This window comes from Microbacterium marinilacus (genome assembly GCF_019753765.1).
GTDB lineage: Bacteria > Actinomycetota > Actinomycetes > Actinomycetales > Microbacteriaceae > Microbacterium > Microbacterium marinilacus.
Map to the genome: position 1 here is coordinate 143,834 of NZ_JAIJZW010000008.1, position 16,880 is coordinate 160,713.

Consider the following 16,880-nt stretch of genomic DNA (forward strand, 5'->3'; position numbering starts at 1 on the left):
GTTCCTAAGATCGGCGACAGAAGCAAGGAGGTAGGCGTGATCGGACGCGACCGAGAGCTGCGACGGCTCATCGAGGTCGCAGCCCGGAGCGGTCCCGATGGTCGGTCGGTCGTACTGCTGGAAGGCGTGATGGGCATCGGGAAGACGGCTCTGCTCAACGTCGCGGCGTCGCGGTTGGCTGTCCCTGTCCTCCGGGAGCAGGGCGTAGACGCGTCGGCTCCGCTGCACGCAGCGAGAAACCTCGTGCGGCATGCCCATCGTCGTTCGCCGGAGAGGCTCCTCGAGGAAGGGATCTCCGTCTCCGACATGGCCTCCCGCTGCATCCGATACCTGTCAGAGCATCCCATGACGGTCGTCGTCGACGATGTGCATGCGGCCGATGACGCGTCCGTCGAGTTGCTCGAGCAGATCGTGTCGTCGCCCGCCCACGGCGCCACTATGGTGCTGGCGCATCGTCCCCACCGCCTGCCGCCATCCCTCGTTTCCGCCGCGCGGCGTTCAGGCTTCCCCATGCACCACATCCTGCTCGGTCCTCTCTCAGACGCCGAGATCCGCGAGATCACGCGCACCGGAGACGAGGACACGTCGGATATCGTCGTGCAGCGCTCGCAAGGAAATCCGCTGTTTGCGCATACTCTCGCGATGGCCCGGCGGGACGGCGAGGATCCGGTGGCCTGGCTGGGCCCGCCAGGAGATGGCTGGGCGGTCACTCTGTTGGACGCGGTTCGCAGCGAGCTGGACGCGCTCCCGGCGGACGCGCGGCTGTGCGCGTCGGCCGTGGCCGTGCTCGGCACCGCCTCTGCTCGAGGTGTCGGCGTGCTGACGGGCCTGAGCGATGCCCGTCTCGCCGCCGCGCTGCATGTGCTGAAGCAAAGACGGCTCCTCGCCGACCTGCCGGATCGCATAGAGCAGATGCACCCGGTCATCCGCGACGCTGCGCAGCACGTCGCGGACCCGGCCTGGCTCGTGAACGCGCACCGTTCGGCCGCCGGGCTCCGGGGAGAGCTCACGATGCACGAACGGATCGAGCATCTCGCGTTCCTGGGGGGACATCAGACCCCGAAGGAATCTGACAGTGTGATCCGCGCCGCGGCTCCGCTGATCGGCACGTCCCCGGCCACGGTGGTCCGGTGGTTGCGCTCGACGACTCATCTCAGAGACGAGGGTCGGGACGTGCTGCTCGCCCGCGGGCTCGTGCTGAGCGGCCGCCCAAGGGAGGCGATAGACCTGCTCGTTCCCCTGACGACGCACCCGCAGCATCGGGGCGAGTCCCGTCAACTGCTCGCGCACGCGCTGCGCATGTTGGGAAGGCTCGAAGACGCGAGCGACGTCCTGGCTCGACGAAGCGAGGAGGAGGATCTGCCTCTGCGTCTCGAGCGTGCGACCCTCGCCATCATGCACGAGGCTCGCCACCCCGTCGACATCGACCTGCCTGTGGACGGCGACGGCGGGGCGGCGGAACTCGCCGGTCGTGCCCTGCGAGCGATGTCGATGCTCAATGCCGGTGACGTGCCCGACGCGCGGCACGAGTTCGCCGGCGTCGCCGACGGGCTCGCCGCCCTTGCCGACGAGCAGCTACGGGACATCGTCGACACCCTTGCCGTGGCGGGCTGGAGCGCCTACGTGCTGGACGAGTTCGACGACGCCATCCGCCTCTCCCGGCTCGGCATCCGCACCGCGGAGCGCCATGGCCGCTCTCACGTTCTGCCGCATCTGAGAGCGGTGCTCGCATACTCGCTGATTCACCGCGACAGGATGCGGGAGGCCGACGACGCGGCTCGAACCGCTGTCGTCGAGGCGGGGCGCTTCTCTACACCCGACATCGTGCCCCTTGCTCTGACCGCACGCGTCCTCTGCGCACAGTGGCGCGGTGATGTCGCGGCGATGCGCGAGCGGATGGCGGAGCTCACCCGTGCCGTGCCGTCGACCGTCCCCTGGTGGCGGCGCACGACGGAATCGGCCGTAGCTCGCATCCGCGCGTCGCTCGAGGGAGGCGGGGCGATCCCCGTTCAGCCCGAGGTGCTGGATGCGACCGTCGCCATGCGACTGCTCGATCGGGCGACGATCGCATTGATCAACGGCGACGCGGCTCGGGCACGAGGGCTCGTCGAGGAGGCGAGAGCCGAGTCCGTTCGCACCGGTCTGCGCTCGCAGCGGGCCTTCGTCGGCATCCTGGACGCGGAGGTCGCATTGCGGGAAGGGGGCGACGCGCTGCAGGCGGCGAACACGGCAACGGAATCGGCTTGATGCTTCGAGGAGCTCGGCATGCCGCACCGCCGCGCGTTCGCTGAGGAGGTGGCGGCGCGTGCCCGCCGCGCCGACCCCTCCGAGCACGGCGCGTCGTTCACTCGCCGCGAAGCGGAAGTGGCGGAGCTCGTGGGCGAAGGGCTCTCGAACAAGCTCATCGCCGTGCGCCTCGGGATCAGCACGCGCACGGTGGAGGAGCATGTCTCGAACGTGCTGCGAAAGCTGGGTGTCGCATCGCGCGCAGCTGTCGGGCGGCGTCTCTCGGGGGAGTCGGGCCGAGGCGGCTGAGCGAGACAGCAGACGGTGCCGTAGACTGGGATCGCACCAGCGCCTCTGGTGAGGCCTTCGGGTCGAGGGGTTCGAGTCTCCTCGGGCGCACAGGTTCTCCGGAACCGACAGAACTGTGTTGAGACAGTGTGAGGACGGCCCGCTTCGGCGGGCCGTTCTTGTCTTACGTGCGGGCATGAGCGGCGGACGCTCGCGATGGCCGAGCCGCTGTTCGCTCTGAGCGAACGGGTCCTACTCGTCGGGCCGCGTGGCCCGGAGCTTCTTCGTCAGGTCGCGCAGGGTGCGCAGCTCGTCCTCGGACAGGACCGACATCCGCTCGGCGATCGAGCGACCGTGCGCGGTCGCCAGCACGCGGAAGGCGCGCGCGCCGCCCTCTGTCGCCGAGACGACCGCGCCGCGGCCGTCCTCCGGGTCAGCGCACTTGGTCAGCAGGCCGCGCGCGACCATCCGGTCGACGAGTCGCGAGACGCTCGGCTGGCTGATGAGCATGTTCGACGTGACGTCGCGGAGGCGTGCGGACATCCCCGGCGCGCGCGTGACGGTGAGGAGCACGTCGTACTCCGGTTGGGAGAGCTCGGTGCCCGCGAAGTCGGATGCGACCTCTGCGAACACCTCGTACTGCGCGCGGAACAGGCTCTCCCATGCCTCGACGGCGAGCCTGCGATCAGCCATGGATCCAGAGTATCCGCGCGGACGGGCGCCGGAGCACATGGTGAGGGGCCCGTCGGAGAGGCATCCGACAGGCCCCCTGTCCCTTGCACCAAGAGTGTCCTGCAATCACATGTCCGGCATCCGCCACAGCAAAACGGCTGCCGGTGAGAAGCACTCTATAACGGTGAGGTAACGGCACACAAGAGCTCGTCGTTACTTTTTCGTGATTTGTCTCGGGGGGCCGCGCTCGCCGTCGATCCTCGTCCGTGATGCCCGGGATCGTGCTGGCGGCGCCGGCGTTCAGTCGATCTCGGCGGGCAGGCCGAACCGTTCGAAGAGCGCCGGCTCCAGGAAGGACACGATGCTCTCGACACGTCCGTGGCCGGAGGCGGCGAGCAGGGTCAGCGACCAGGCACGGTGCGGACCGTCGGCGCTCTGCCCGAGGTAGAACGCGACCGCAGGGTGCCCGTTGGCCGTGAGCACCCGTGTTCGCCAGCTCGGGCAGAGCGTCATCGGCACGGCCTGCGCGAAGGACGCCACCGCCTCCACGCCGCTGTACCACTCAGCCAGCGGAGGCATCTGCCAGGTGACGTCGCGAGCGAGCAGCGCGACGAACGCGTCGACGTCGGACGACGTGAGCGCATCGGCGAACCGCCGAGCGAGAGACAAGACGGGCGCCGACGGCCGCGGCGCGACGGCATGGGGACGGGCTGTGCCTGCGAGCCTGCGCCGCGCGCGTGCGAGGGCGGAGTGGACGGCAGTCGGGGTCGCCCCGAGGCTCTCGGCCGCCTCGGCCGCGGAGAAGCCGAGCACGTCGACGAGCAGGAGAGCCGCCCGCTCGTTGCCGGTCAGGTGCTGCAACGCGGCGATGAAGGCCACCTCGAGGCGTTCCATCCGTGACGCGACGTCCGCGGGATCCGGGTAGGGGGTGAGCCACAGGACGTCTTCGCGGGGCATCCCGCCGCGGTCGGCGCCAGACGAGGCGGGGCCGAGATCCACCGGCAGAGCGCGCCTTCGTCGCGCTGCCGCGGCGTCGATGCACGCCCGCGTCACCACGGTGTAGAGCCAGGTGCGGAGCGAGCTGCGTCCCTCGAACCCGTCGAACGCCCTCCACGCGCGCACGAGACCCTCCTGCAACGCGTCATCGGCGTCGAACACCGATCCCAGCATCCGGTAGCAGTGCGCGTGGAGCTCGCGCCGCAACGGCGCCACGGAGCGTTCGAACCGTTCGCGGACGTCCTGGTCGGATGCGTCAGACGGCTGGACGGCCGAGCCGTCTGAGAGATTCTGCGCCACGCGACGATTCTCGCGCGTTCGCGCGGTCTCACCTTCGACAGCATCCACACGGAGGAGAATCCCATGCCGTTCGAGCCGACCGCTCTCGATCACACGTTCACCGCCCCGATAGGGGTCGAGGTCAAGGGCGAGGTGTGGGCGTGCGTGGAGATGCCCGGGTCGGCCGAGTACTTCGGCACCCGCCGCTCTGTGCGGGTCGACCTGACGGTCGACGGCCTGCCTCTGCCCGACGTCGGCATGATGGTCACCGGAACGGGCGGGCACATGGTGTCGCTCAATGCCGCGGTGCGCGGAAAGCTCGGCAAGGACATCGGCGACGTCGTCACGATCCACCTCTCCCGGCGGGTGAGGTAGATGAGCGCGGTCGACCTGTGGTCGCTGATCCACACGGAACGGCGGCGGCTGCACGATCAGACGCGCTCGCTCACCGACGACCAGTGGCGGCGTCGTGCCCTGGTGGGTCCCTGGACGGTTGAGCAGACCCTCGCGCACCTCACGGTCGGCGCCGAGCAGAGCATCGCCGCATGGCTTCGCAGCGTGATCTCGGCGCGATTCGACTTCGAGCTGCACAAGCGACGCGGCGTGACCGCGGCGATGGGGCGCACACCGCAGGAGACGCACGCCCGGTACCGGCGATCGATCGAGAACCGGCGCCGCGCAGCGGGGCCTCTGTTCGCCGGCCTGGGCGAGGTCCTGATCCATGGCGAGGAGATCCGCCGCCCGCTCCGCATCCCCGCGGACGTCCCTCCCTCGACCGCCGCCGTCACGCTCGAATGGTTCGCCCGACACGACTTCACCGAGTACTCGCGTTCCCGCGCACGCGGTCTGCGGCTCGTCGCCACCGACGCCCCGTTCGCGAGAGGGCAGGGCCGCGAGGTGCGGGGCCCGGCGCTCTCGCTGCTGCTCGCGCTCTCGGGGAGGCCGCTCGCGGAGGACGAACTGCAGGGGCCGGGCGCATCCGTGCTGATCGAACGCCGCGGTGCTGCCTGGCGGCCGCCGCGCAGAGAGCGCACCGATCGGTAGGTCGGCGGCGATCCGACGGCCGTGCGATGCCCGCGGCGGACGAGGTGCGCCCGGGACGATCAGTCGCGGGCTCGGATCGCCGCGTCGAGCTCGCTCATCAGCTGCGACAGGCGCGACGCCCCTCGCGGGGCGTTCGGGTAGCGCCGGAGCACCTCCGGCACCGGGTGGACGGCGCGCTGTGCGAGGCTCCGGACGCTCTCACCGCGGCGGTCCTCACCACCCCTCAGCTCTGCGACCCTCACCGCGCACGCGGCGGGACGGAGCACGTGGCCGACCTGCGTCGCCTTCGCGATCGGGTGGAGGTACGCGGCTGCGGCGGCGTCGCCGCAGGCGAGGGCCGCGAGCTGCGCCGTCTCGGTGGAGGCGGTCTTCGCCGCCCGATGCGCGGCGAACGCCGTCGCCCGCTGGAGGTTCGTCCGCGCCGCGCCCTCCGCGAACGCCCGCGCGGCGTCGAGCGCCTCCCTCGGGCGCGTGTCGCCCGGAGCATCGGCCTCGAACTCGGCGAGCAGGCTCTCCGCGCAGTCAGCGGCGTACCGCGCCACGGCGCGCAGCTCGTCCAGGGTGAGCTCGAAGTCGCCGTTCGTGGAGGCCATGCGTCCAGTGTCCCGCGAGAAGGAGCGAAGGCCGCGACGCCCGGCGGCTACTCCCCGCCAGAGCGCCTCACGGCGCGAGCGGATCGGAAGCCGGATCGAGGAGGAGCTCCTCGTAGTCGCGGATGCGCCGCAGGCCGAGCGTCGCGGGGGAGTCCCATCCGCCGACGACGATGACGGTCGCGCCGGACGAGAGCCCGGCGTGCACGCCCGCCTCGGCGTCCTCGAAGACGCAGCAGCCTCGCGGGTCGACGCCGAGCCGCTCCGCGGCGAGCAGATAGCCGTCGGGCGCGGGCTTGCCGTGCAGCACATCGCCCGCCGTGACGAGCACGTCCGGCTCCGGCAGCCCGACCGCCCGCAGGCGCGCCTCCGCCAGCGGCCTCGAGGCCGACGTGACGACGGCCACCGGCACGCCGCGCTCACGCAGCCCCGCGACGTACGCGAGGGCTCCCGGGATCGGGAGGGTGCCCTCCGCCGTGGCGATCTCCTGCGCCTCCAGCGCCGAGACCGCGTCGTCTACCTGATGGGCGGGCAGGAAGCGCCGTATGGTGTCGGACGCCCGCATTCCGTGCGCGACCGCGAGGATCTCGCCGACGTCGAGCCCGTGCACCGAGGCGACCTCCGTCCAGACGGCCTCCACTGCACCGGTCGAGTCGACCAGGGTGCCGTCCATGTCGAACAGCGCAGCCTCGAACCGCTGCATCCCTCTCCCTTCCGGCGCCGATCCATCGCCGAGCACCGTCGTGCGTCTGCACTCGTCGTCAGTCGCTGTAGTCGCGCGCCCAGCAGACCTGCGGCTCGATCAGGAACGCCACCAGCCCGGAGCGCAGCTCGTACGGCTCACCGGTGTACCCATGGGCGATGCGGTCGACGATCGGCAGCGCGTCCTCGCCCTCGATGCGGCGCACCGCACGGCCGCGCACCGTCGCCATGTCCAGCGGATCGTCCGGGGAGGTGACCGAGAGCGCGAGGCGCGGATCGCCCTGCAGGTTCTTGTCCTTCCGCGACCCGGCGATCATGAAGATCGCGAGCTGCTCGCCCTCCACGCCGACCCATACGGGCACGGAGTGGGGAGAGCCGTCGGGAAGGATCGTCGCGACGTGCGCGACCGCGTTCGTCGCGAAGTAGCGTCGCACCGACGCCCAACCGGAGGCCATACGCCTACGCTAACCCGCGTGCGAGCGGTGCGGGGCGGCGGGGAGCGGGCGGGCCGTGGCGGCTCATCGCACCGGATGGATCGTCCGCCGCAGCAGGAGGCCGGGCAGCCCGCGCCGATCCCGCGTCGTGAAGACGAGGATCAGGCTGACCAGTGCGAACAGCCCGTCCAGGCCCCCGAGCAGCCCGAGCAGCTGGAAGCCACCGATCCCCGCCAGGTACCGCAGCATGCCGTCGACCGGGCGGCTGTGGCGGGGCTCGTAGGCGACGCGCACGGCGTGGTCGCCGATCGTGCGCCCCGTGACGAGGGCGACGACGCCCACCGCGAGGAAAGGCACCGCGAACGCCGCCGCGTCGGCGACGCTCTCGTCGCGCAGCACGTCCGGCACGCCGGGCAGCCAGAGCTGCGCCATCCGAGCTCCGACACCTGCCGCGCCCCCGAGCAGCAGCACGGTGATCGCGTCGGAGAGCATCACGAGGAGGCGTCGTCCGGCGGTGACCGTGTCGGGAAGCGCCACAGCGCGCTCGCCGTGGGGACGGATGAGCAGCCGCGCGATCAGGGCGCCGAGCAGCCCGCCCACGGTGTTGGCCAGCAGATCGTCCACGTCGAACAGCCGGTAGGCGCAGCCGTAGAGGCCGAAGATCCCCGTCAGCTGGGTGACCTCGATCAGCAGCGATGTGGCGAACGCGGCGCTCGTCGCGACGACGACACCGCGGTTCCAGAGCGCGCGCAGCAGAAAGCCCATCGGGGCGAACAGCGCCACGTTGAGCACCACCTGCTGCACCGCCGGGTTGCGCAGCAGCGCGCCGGCGCTGGAGACGTCGTACGTCAGGATGTCGAGGACGAACTGTCCCGGGACGAGCTGAGGTGCGACGCAGCGGATGTCCGCCGGGTCCGGCAACGGCAGCAGCGTGTAGGTCCACAGCGCCATCGCGTACACCAGCGAGCCGAGCCACAGCAGGAGCCGCCGCAGCGGCAGCCGGCCTCGCGAGCGGTACTCGCCCGCCACGAACGGCACGAACAGCAGCACGGCGATCGCGATGCCCGCGAGCACGGCGATGACCGCCGGATACATCTTATCCCCCACGCCCACCACGCTACCTTCGGGCGGTCTCCGGCCCGCGGCGCGGGCCGTGTGCCCCGGTCAGGCTCTGCGGCGTCGCCAGAACGCCCGGCGCCGCGGCGCCGCGTCGCTCTCGGCCCGCTCTCGCGCGGCGCGTGCGCGTTCCTCGCGGCGCTCCCGCCACGCGGCCGCCTCGGCGTCGACGTCGCGCAGCGCCGTGACGACGGGCGGGCCGCCGAGCAGCTGCAGCCTGGCGTACCGCACGCGGGAGTTGAAGTCCTCGAGGACGGACCGCACATCGTCCTCCCTGGCCAGCGCGTCAAGGCGATCCGTCAGCTCGGCGTCCTCGACCCGCAGCGCCAGCGCCGGCGGTCCGAGCCCGCGCAGGTCCTCGGACTCGATCTTGCGGCGGATCCACCAATCAGGGTCGTGGCCGCGGCCGAGCCCGGTCAGCGGCTTGCCGGCACCGGGGAGGTCGTCGAAGTCGCCACGACGGATCGCGTGCTGGATCGCCTGCTCGACGACCGCGGCGCGCTCCTCCGTCGACCAGGCGGGTGAGGCGCGTCCGTCCGACCCCTGCTCGGCGGCGTCGCCGTTCCCGTCCCGCGCAAGGCGGTAGCGCGCTGCGTCGCCGCGCGGATCCGGCATCGGATCACCTCCGAGGGGTTCGGTCCGTCCAGGCTACGCCGCGCGCGGGGCGGTCGGACCGGTCAGAACACGAGCGGGTTCCAGGCGCCCGGGCGGTCGAGCTGCGCGTAGCGGACGTCTGCCCCCGCGGGCGAGACCTCGGCCACGCACGCCAGCAGCGACACCGTCGGGTAGCCGTGCGGGTGGTTGTCGCGGATGATCGCCCGGTCGTCCGCGGGGTCCAGTCGTGCGCTGTCCGCGAGCACCGCGACCCAGTCGTCCCACCACCCGTCGCCCGCGGGTGTGCCCGCCCGCTCGAACGCGCGGTGCCACTGCCGGATGCGGGGCGTGGCCTCGTCGTCGACGTCGTCGTGCGCGAGCATGTGCGTGCCCGGCGGCAGCTCGCGCCGGGTGATCCGCTCTCCGTCCCAGCTCGTGACGGTCGCCGCGGTGCCGTCGACCTCGACGAGGTTGAACCCCAGCGTGCGCGGCGTGCCCGCGGGGGACTGGCCGCCGACCGACGCCAGCACGATGCCGCCGCGCGACTCCAGCTCCTCCGGGCCCACGCCCGCGGGGTGACCCGCTCGGTTCAACAGCACGGCGAGCCGGGGTCCCTCCGCCGCCAGCCAGGCGCCGCCCGCGAGGCGGTCCTGCACGCCGATCAGCCCGGGGCGGTCCGGCCACCACTCGCCCAGCGGGTTCCACGGGCGCTGGGGGTCCTCGTCGCGCACGGCGAGCAGCCGCACGGGCTCGACCCCGGCATCCGCATCGGCGGGAGGGGGCGGGACGCGGACGACGACGGTGCACATGGGATCGCGACAAGCCTATGACGTGTGCGTCTTCGCCCGGCGCGGGCGGCGAAGGCCCCGCAGGTGCGAGAATCGCGGGGATGAACATCGTCGTGGGAGTCACGGGCGGCATCGCCGCGTACAAGACGGTGCAGCTCGTGCGCCTGCTGGTGAGGGACGGGCACGACGTGCACGTCGTGCCGACGGACGACGCCCTGCGTTTCGTGGGCGCGCCGACCTGGGAGGCGATCAGCCGGAACCCCGTCACGACCTCCGTGCACGACGACGTCGCCCAGGTGCGGCACGTGGCGCTGGGACAGGCCGCCGACGTCGTGGTCGTCGCGCCGGCGACGGCGAACACCATCGCGAAGATCGCGGTGGGCCTCGCGGGCGACCTGCTCGGAACGACGCTGCTCGCGACGCGCGCGCCCGTGCTCGTCGCGCCGGCCATGCACACCGAGATGTGGCAGCACGCCGCCACGCGGGCGAACATCGCCACGCTCCGAGCCCGCGGCGTTCGGATCGTCGGCCCCGACAGCGGCCGCCTGACGGGCGCCGACAGCGGGCCCGGCCGGATGAGCGAACCCGAGACGATCCATCGCGAGGTCAGCCGGATGCTCGCAGCGGGCGCCGACCTCGACGGCACGCGCGTCGTCGTGTCCGCAGGAGGAACGCGAGAGCCGATCGATCCGGTGCGGTTCATCGGCAACCGGTCGAGCGGTCGCCAGGGCATCGCGATCGCGCTCGCCGCAGCGGACCGCGGCGCCGACGTGACGCTCGTCGCCGCGCACGTCGAGGACGCGCAGCTCGATGCCGCGCACGCCCATCCCGCGATCCGTGTCGAGACCGCGGGGACGGCCGCCGAGCTGGGGGAGCGCATGCGCGCGCTCGCCGGATCCGCCGACGTTATCGTGATGGCCGCGGCCGTCGCCGACTACCGGGTGGCCGACGTCTCCGACCACAAGCTCGCGAAAGAGGACGGCGCGCCCGTGCTGTCGCTCGTCGAGAACGACGACATCCTCGCCGGCCTCGCCGGCGCCCGCCGCGACGGTCAGACGATCGTCGGCTTCGCCGCGGAGATGCCCACCGACCACGAGACCGTGCTCGAGCGCGGCATCCGCAAGCGCCGGCGCAAGGGCGTCGACCTGCTCGCGGTCAACGAGGTCGGCTGGGAGGCGGGCTTCGAACGGGCCGAGAACGCCGTGGCGCTCATCGGCTCGGACGACCAGGTCGTCGCCGAGGCCACGGGGTCGAAGCGCGAGGTCGCCGACGCGCTGCTCGACGCGATCGTCGCGCTGCGATCGCGGCCCTAGCGGGGCGCGGGGCCTCCGGCCTCACCCGGCCGGCGGAATGGGGAAGTTGGCCCGGAAGACGTTCTCGGGATCCCAGGCGCGCTTGACCTCGCGCAGCCGCGGCAGGTTCGCGCCGAAGGCGTCCACGAGCCGCTCGGGTCGCTGGTCCGTGTCGAACGACAGGTAGAGCCCGTCGGTGTGCGGCGCCACCACCGTGTCCCACAGCGGGTCGAGCTGGTCGTGCGAGCGGCCGAGCGCCGTGAGCAGGAAGCTCTGGTGACGGTGCGGATAGGCTGTCGCGTCGGCGGCCAGGTCGAGAGCCGCGCCGCCCGTCGCGCGGATCTGCAGGAAGTAGGCGGCGCCGGACGCGGCGAGATCGGCGAACGCGCGCGCGGTCGCCCGGTCGACGTGGTCGACGAGCCCCGTGCGGGAGACCGGATCCCCGCCGCCGCCGTGGTGACGGTCGCCGGTCTGCACGACGCCGGAGTACGGCATCGCGTAGGCCTTGTGGTCGAGCAGCGTCCCGGCGTCCGCCAGCCGCTCGAGCGCGCGGATCGCGGCGTCCGTGTCGTCGCCCGCGAAGACCGTCATCAGCTGCGCGACGGCCTGCTGTCCCGGCCGCACCGGAGACAGGATCAGGAAGCTGGTCAGCTCGCGTGGTGCGGCCTCGACCGCCGCGCCCCACCGTTCGAGCAGCCCGGCGGTGTCCGTCGCGTCGAACACCATCTGCGAGAACACCACGCCCCGCAGCGGCATCGCCTCGATCTCGACCGAGGTGACGACGCCGAGATTCCCGCCGGCGCCGCGCAGACCCCACAGCAGGTCGGGGTTGTCCGCGGCGCTGGCCCGCACCAGACGGCCGTCCGCCGTCACCACGTCCGCCGCGACGACGTGGTCGATCGTCAGGCCGAACCGGCGCCCCAGCAGCCCGATGCCGCCGGTCGTGGCGAGGCCGCCGACGCCGACGCCGCCGTAGTCGCCCGAGCTGATGGCGAGCCCGAGCGGTGTGAGGGCCTGCGCCACGTCGCCCCAGGTGGCTCCCGCGCCGATGCGGATCCGGTCTCCCGGGCCCTCCAGCGGCTCGATCGTCGACAGCCGGCGCAGGTCGATGACGACGCCGCCGTCGTTGGTCGAGCGTCCGCTCACGCCGTGCCCGCCCGAGCGCACGCCGAGCGGCACGTCCTGCGCGCGGGCGTAGCCGAGAGCCTCGGCCACCTCGGCCGGAGTCGAGGGCATCAGGACGAGGCCGGGGCGTCCCGAGCGCAGGTAGTTGTGGCGCAGGTCGGCGTAGCGGCGATCGCCCGGCTCGACCGCACTCGCCGCGAGGGAGGCGGGGACCGCGTCGTAGTCGATGCCGTCACGTCGCAGGGCGAGCGCCGCCGAGCCGCGTCGCGCCGAGGCGGCGACCGTGCCGCGCCCGGCCCGCTCGCGCGCCACGGCCTCGCGCACCGCCGGCGCGATCTCCTCGCCGAAGGCCTGCAACGTGTCCGGGTCGTCGCCCGCCAGGGTGAAGGTCGACACGCCGTCCTCGAGCGCGAGCTGCGTGAGCTCCTCGATCCACTGCGTGACGGGGCCCTGCAGCTGTCCCTGCCGTCGCTGCTGGATCGCGCCGCCGATGTTGAGCAGGCGTCGGATCTCGGACGGGCTGCGGCCGGCCTTCTCGGCGGCCTCGTCGATCACGGCGTTGCCGCGAGTGAGATCGCCCGGCTGCATGTAGCCGAGCGAGGGCAGCCAGCCGTCGGCGGCGGTGCCGGTCAGGCGCAGCATGCGCGGCTTGTAGGCGCCGAGCCAGATCGGGATGTCGTGAGCGGGCTTCGGCCCGCGCTTCGCGCCGCGCACGTGGTGGAACTCGCCCTCGACGCGCAGGGGACGACGGTTGCCGGCGTCCCAGATACCACGGATGATCTCGATCGCCTCGCCGAGCGCCGTCACTCCCTGGCCGGGGGTGAGACGCGTGCCGCCCATCCCCTCGATGGCGTCCCAGAACCCGCCGGCACCGAGACCGAGGGCGAAGCGCCCTCCCGACAGGAGGTCGAGGGAGGCCGCCGAACGGGCGAGGACGGCCGGCTGCCGCAGCGGGAGGTTCAGCACGTTGCCCGACACCGTGATGGTCGACGTGCCGGCGGCGACCCAGGTGAGCAGGGTCCATGTGTCGTGGAACGCCGGTTGATACGGGTGGTCCTGGAAGGTCGCGAGATCGAGCCCCGCCTGCTCGGACACCTGCGCGAGGAGCACCGGCCGATGCGGGTCGGCGTTGCTCGGGGTGATGAACGAGCCGAAGCTCAGATCCTGACCGTAGTCGGGCATCGCGATGCGCTCCTCGAAGTGTGTTGTGTGTCAGATCATATGTCCGACAACTCATCTTCTGGACATCATATCCGCTACCATGGACCCATGGCCGCCTCGATGTCCGCTCCTGCCCGCGCCGCGGGGCGATCCACGCTCGGCTGGTCGCTCACGGCGTTGCTGCGCGAGTGGAAGGCCCTGGTCTCCGCCGCCGCCGCAGAGCTGCCCCATGGCGAGCGCAGCTATCAGGTGCTCTCGGCGAGCGTGCACGAGGAGCCGCCGACGCAGGCGGCCCTGGCCGCGCGGCTCGGGATCGATCGCACGGTCATGACGTACGTGCTGGACGAGCTCGAGTCGGCAGGCCTGATCGAGCGGCGGCAGGACCCCTCGGATCGCCGCGCACGCCGCATCGTCGCCACGGAGCGAGGCCGCGCCGTCGTCGCCGACCTGGACGCCCGGGTGCTCGAGGCGGAGGACCAGCTGCTCTCCGGGCTCGACGCGCAGCAGCGCGAGACGCTCTGCGGGCTCCTGGAGCACGCCGCATCCGGAGCGGCTCCCGGCGACGACCGCTGCGCCGTGGTCGCCCGAGGCTGAGGGCCGCCCCTGCCGGCCCTCACGTCGTTAGGCTCGGGGACATGGCCACCATCGACATCCCCCGCGTCACGCTCAACGACGGCACCGTGTTCGCGGAGCTCGGACTCGGCACCTACAAGCTGACCGACGAGGAGGGGATCGCCGCGATCGAGTCCGGCATCCACTCCGGCTACCGGGTGCTCGACACCGCCGTCAACTACGGCAACGAGCGCGAGGTCGGCGAGGCGGTGCGTCGCAGCGGCATCGAGCGCGACGAGATCGTGGTGACCACCAAGGTGCCCGGCCGCCACCACGGCTACGAGGAGGCGATCGCGAGCGGCCGCGAATCGAACGCGACCCTCGGCCTCGGTCGCATCGACCTGCTGCTGATCCACTGGCCGAACCCGCGCGTCGACAAGTACGTCGACACGTTCAAGGGGCTGGTGGCGCTGCGCGACGAGGGCCTCGTGCGCTCCGTCGGCGTCTCGAACTTCACCGAGGACATGCTGCAGCGCCTCATCGACGAGACCGGCGTCGTGCCCGCGGTCAACCAGGTCGAGCTGCACCCCTACTTCCCACAGGCGGCCCTACGCGCGTTCCATGCCCGCCACGGCATCCGCACCGAGAGCTGGAGCCCGCTCGCGCGCCGCAGCGAACTGCTCACCGAGCCGCTGATCCAGGAGCTCGCCGAGGTCTACCGCGTGACCCCGACGCAGGTGGTGCTGCGCTGGCACGTCCAGCTGGGCTCCACGCCGATCCCGAAGTCCGCCGACGCCGACCGCCAGCGCGAGAACGCCGACGTGTTCGGCTTCACGCTCGACGACGAGCACGTCGAGGCGCTCTCCGCGCTCGAGCGGGGGCGCCTCTGGGACGGCGACCCGCTGACCCACGAGGAGTTCTGACAGAACGGGGCGCGGCCCCGGCTCAGTCGTCGGCGAAGCCGTCGTCCCCGTCCTCGTCGAAGCCTTCCTCCTCGTCCTCGAAGTTCTCCTCGTCGAGGATCGAGATCATCCAGCGCACGCCGAAGCGGTCGGTGAGCATCCCGAACAGGCCGCCCCAGTCCGGTTCGGTGAGCGGCAGGACGACCGTGCCGCCGTCCGACAGCGCCTCCCACCACTCCGCGAGGTCCTCCTCCTCGTCGCCGCTGATCGACACGGCGTGACCGCCGGGGCCTGCGAACGGAGCGCCGGACGGAGTGTCGCTCGCCATCAGGACCATCCCGTCGGGCGTCTCGAGCACGGCGTGCAGCACGAGGTCGGCATCGGCCGGATCGTGGTCGACGCCGCCGTCGGCGAACGTCTCCACCTCGAGCTCCCCGCCGAAGACGGAATGGTAGAACTCCATCGCCGCGCGGGCCTCGCCGCGGAAGGCGAGGTACGGATTGAGCACGGGCATGACCGACTCCTCACGGGGCGCCGACGGGGATCGGGATCAGTCTCGTCTCCGTGCCGGGAGCCCCACAAGGCCGCTGAGGGCGTGTCGTCAGCCGGCCCGATCCACGCCGCGCGCGGGCGCGGCGCCCTTCTGCTCGGCCGCGCCGAGGCGGCTGTGACGGCGCGAGTACACGAAGTACACGACCACGCCGATCGCGAGCCAGACGACGAACCGGATCCAGGTGTCGAGCGTGAGGTTCAGCATCAGGTAGAGGCAGATCACGGCCGACACGATCGGCAGCACGGGCACCCACGGCACGCGGAACGCGCGCGGCAGGTCCGGGCGGGTACGGCGCAGGACGATGACGCCGATCGAGACCAGGACGAACGCGGCCAGGGTGCCGATGTTGACGAGCTCGGCGAGGGTGGACAGCGGCACGAAGGCCGCGAGGATCGCGACGACCACGCCGGTGATGATCGTGATGCGGTACGGGGTGCCGAATCGCGGGTGGGTCTTCGCGAGTGCCTGCGGCAGCAGCCCGTCACGCGCCATCGCGAACGCGACGCGCGTCTGCCCCATGAGCAGGATCATCGACACGACGACGAGCCCGATGCAGGCGCCGAGCGCGATCACCGACCCCATGAACGGCAGGTCGGCGGCGACGAACGCCGTCGCCAGGGGAGCGCCGTCCTCCGGATCGATGTCGCGGAAGTTCTGCATGCCGGTGATGACGAGCGAGACCGCCATGTAGAGGACGGTGACGATCGCGAGCGCGCCGAGGATGCCGCGGGGGAGATCCCGCTGCGGGTTGCGGGTCTCCTCTGCCGTCGTGGCGACGACGTCGAAGCCGATGAACGCGAAGAACACCATCGCCGCGGCCGCGAACACGCCGCCGATGCCGTACACGCTCGGGTCCAGGCCGAAGATGCCCTGCACGATCGGCTGATGGAAGACGTCGCCCTCGCCACCCTGAGCGGACTCGGCCGGCGGGACGAACGGCACCCAGTTCGACACCTTCACGAGGAACGCGCCGACCACGACGACCAGCAGCACCACGAGGATCTTGATGCCGGTGATGATCTGGTTGAGGCGGCTCGACAGCTTGATTCCGCCGATCGTCACCGCGGTGAGACCGAGCACCAGCAGGCCCGCGGGCAGATTCACGAACCCGCTCTCGACGGTCGCGATCTCCGGCGGGATCTCGAACCAGGTGCCCTGCAGCACGACGCCGAGGTACTGGCTGAAGGAGGTGGCGAGAGCGGCCGCACCGACCGTGAACTCGAGGATCAGATCCCAGCCGATGATCCACGCGAGCAGCTCGCCGAGGGTCGCGTACGTGAAGGTGTAGGCGCTGCCCGCGACGGGCACGGTCGAGGCGAACTCCGCATAGCAGAGCGCCGCCAGAGCGCAGGCGACGCCCGCGATCAGGAACGACAGCGCGATCGCGGGGCCGGCATTGGTGGCGGCGGCATGCCCGGTGAGGACGAAGATGCCGGCGCCGACGCAGACGCCGATGCCGAACAGGATCAGATCGAACACACCCAGGTTCTTCTTGAGCTGGTGCTCGGGCTCCTGGGTGTCGGCGATGCTCTGCTCGATCGACTTGGTGCGGAACAGACTCATCCG

At 71.9% G+C, this 16,880-nt stretch carries 18 protein-coding genes; 7 read left to right on the plus strand and 11 right to left on the minus strand.

What is annotated here, in order from left to right; genetic code table 11:
* Nucleotides 1–36: 36 nt before the first annotated feature.
* Complete coding sequence (locus K5S26_RS13850; protein WP_221859186.1) at nucleotides 37–2,247, plus strand: AAA family ATPase; 2,211 nt, start codon at nucleotides 37–39, stop codon at nucleotides 2,245–2,247.
* 18 nt (nucleotides 2,248–2,265) lie between these two features.
* Complete coding sequence (locus tag K5S26_RS13855; RefSeq protein WP_221859188.1) at nucleotides 2,266–2,535, plus strand: helix-turn-helix domain-containing protein; 270 nt, start codon at nucleotides 2,266–2,268, stop codon at nucleotides 2,533–2,535.
* Nucleotides 2,536–2,766: 231 nt separating this feature from the next.
* On the opposite strand, the gene K5S26_RS13860 is transcribed toward K5S26_RS13855, so the two are convergent.
* On the minus strand, nucleotides 2,767–3,207 hold the full coding sequence (locus K5S26_RS13860) for a MarR family winged helix-turn-helix transcriptional regulator (protein WP_221859190.1): 441 nt from the start codon (nucleotides 3,205–3,207) through the stop codon (nucleotides 2,767–2,769).
* A 279-nt stretch (nucleotides 3,208–3,486) separates the two neighbouring features.
* On the minus strand, nucleotides 3,487–4,482 hold the full coding sequence (locus K5S26_RS13865) for an RNA polymerase subunit sigma-70 (protein WP_221859192.1): 996 nt from the start codon (nucleotides 4,480–4,482) through the stop codon (nucleotides 3,487–3,489).
* Between the two features lie 63 nt (nucleotides 4,483–4,545).
* Here K5S26_RS13865 and K5S26_RS13870 point away from each other — a divergent pair, with 63 nt between their 5' ends.
* Nucleotides 4,546–4,836: a DUF1905 domain-containing protein gene (locus K5S26_RS13870; RefSeq protein WP_221859194.1), complete on the plus strand. Its 291-nt coding sequence runs from the start codon at nucleotides 4,546–4,548 to the stop codon at nucleotides 4,834–4,836.
* Nucleotides 4,837–5,505, plus strand: a complete 669-nt coding sequence (locus K5S26_RS13875) for a maleylpyruvate isomerase family mycothiol-dependent enzyme (RefSeq protein ID WP_221859195.1) — start codon at nucleotides 4,837–4,839, stop codon at nucleotides 5,503–5,505.
* A 59-nt stretch (nucleotides 5,506–5,564) separates the two neighbouring features.
* On the opposite strand, the gene K5S26_RS13880 is transcribed toward K5S26_RS13875, so the two are convergent.
* The 6 genes from K5S26_RS13880 to K5S26_RS13905 form a co-directional block, all read right to left on the minus strand.
* The gene (locus K5S26_RS13880) at nucleotides 5,565–6,098 is read right to left on the minus strand and encodes a putative immunity protein (RefSeq protein ID WP_221859197.1); all 534 of its coding nucleotides are present in this window, start codon (nucleotides 6,096–6,098) and stop codon (nucleotides 5,565–5,567) included.
* 67 nt (nucleotides 6,099–6,165) lie between these two features.
* Nucleotides 6,166–6,798, minus strand: a complete 633-nt coding sequence (locus K5S26_RS13885) for an HAD-IA family hydrolase (protein ID WP_246604022.1) — start codon at nucleotides 6,796–6,798, stop codon at nucleotides 6,166–6,168.
* A 58-nt stretch (nucleotides 6,799–6,856) separates the two neighbouring features.
* Complete coding sequence (locus K5S26_RS13890) at nucleotides 6,857–7,252, minus strand: TIGR03618 family F420-dependent PPOX class oxidoreductase (RefSeq protein ID WP_221859198.1); 396 nt, start codon at nucleotides 7,250–7,252, stop codon at nucleotides 6,857–6,859.
* Nucleotides 7,253–7,315: 63 nt separating this feature from the next.
* Nucleotides 7,316–8,344: a VanZ family protein gene (locus tag K5S26_RS13895; protein WP_221859199.1), complete on the minus strand. Its 1,029-nt coding sequence runs from the start codon at nucleotides 8,342–8,344 to the stop codon at nucleotides 7,316–7,318.
* A 51-nt stretch (nucleotides 8,345–8,395) separates the two neighbouring features.
* A complete protein-coding gene (locus K5S26_RS13900) occupies nucleotides 8,396–8,962 on the minus strand; it encodes a DnaJ family domain-containing protein (RefSeq protein ID WP_221859200.1) in 567 nt (188 codons plus the stop codon).
* A 62-nt stretch (nucleotides 8,963–9,024) separates the two neighbouring features.
* The gene (locus tag K5S26_RS13905; protein ID WP_221859202.1) at nucleotides 9,025–9,750 is read right to left on the minus strand and encodes an NRDE family protein; all 726 of its coding nucleotides are present in this window, start codon (nucleotides 9,748–9,750) and stop codon (nucleotides 9,025–9,027) included.
* Nucleotides 9,751–9,830: 80 nt separating this feature from the next.
* Between K5S26_RS13905 and coaBC the strand changes: the two genes are divergently transcribed.
* Nucleotides 9,831–11,042, plus strand: coding sequence for a bifunctional phosphopantothenoylcysteine decarboxylase/phosphopantothenate--cysteine ligase CoaBC (coaBC, locus tag K5S26_RS13910; RefSeq protein ID WP_221859204.1), 1,212 nt, complete (start codon nucleotides 9,831–9,833; stop codon nucleotides 11,040–11,042).
* 21 nt (nucleotides 11,043–11,063) lie between these two features.
* On the opposite strand, the gene K5S26_RS13915 is transcribed toward coaBC, so the two are convergent.
* On the minus strand, nucleotides 11,064–13,328 hold the full coding sequence (locus K5S26_RS13915; protein WP_221859206.1) for an LLM class flavin-dependent oxidoreductase: 2,265 nt from the start codon (nucleotides 13,326–13,328) through the stop codon (nucleotides 11,064–11,066).
* Nucleotides 13,329–13,415: 87 nt separating this feature from the next.
* Between K5S26_RS13915 and K5S26_RS13920 the strand changes: the two genes are divergently transcribed.
* Entirely contained in the window at nucleotides 13,416–13,901 is a 486-nt protein-coding gene (locus K5S26_RS13920; protein ID WP_246604023.1) for a MarR family winged helix-turn-helix transcriptional regulator, read from the plus strand.
* Nucleotides 13,902–13,942: 41 nt separating this feature from the next.
* Entirely contained in the window at nucleotides 13,943–14,782 is an 840-nt protein-coding gene (locus K5S26_RS13925) for an aldo/keto reductase (RefSeq protein WP_221859207.1), read from the plus strand.
* 22 nt (nucleotides 14,783–14,804) lie between these two features.
* Here K5S26_RS13925 and K5S26_RS13930 read toward each other — a convergent pair whose 3' ends face one another.
* Both K5S26_RS13930 and K5S26_RS13935 read right to left on the minus strand, forming a co-directional pair.
* Complete coding sequence (locus K5S26_RS13930; protein ID WP_221859209.1) at nucleotides 14,805–15,275, minus strand: VOC family protein; 471 nt, start codon at nucleotides 15,273–15,275, stop codon at nucleotides 14,805–14,807.
* Nucleotides 15,276–15,362: 87 nt separating this feature from the next.
* Nucleotides 15,363–16,877, minus strand: a complete 1,515-nt coding sequence (locus K5S26_RS13935; protein ID WP_221859211.1) for an amino acid permease — start codon at nucleotides 16,875–16,877, stop codon at nucleotides 15,363–15,365.
* Nucleotides 16,878–16,880: the final 3 nt, after the last annotated feature.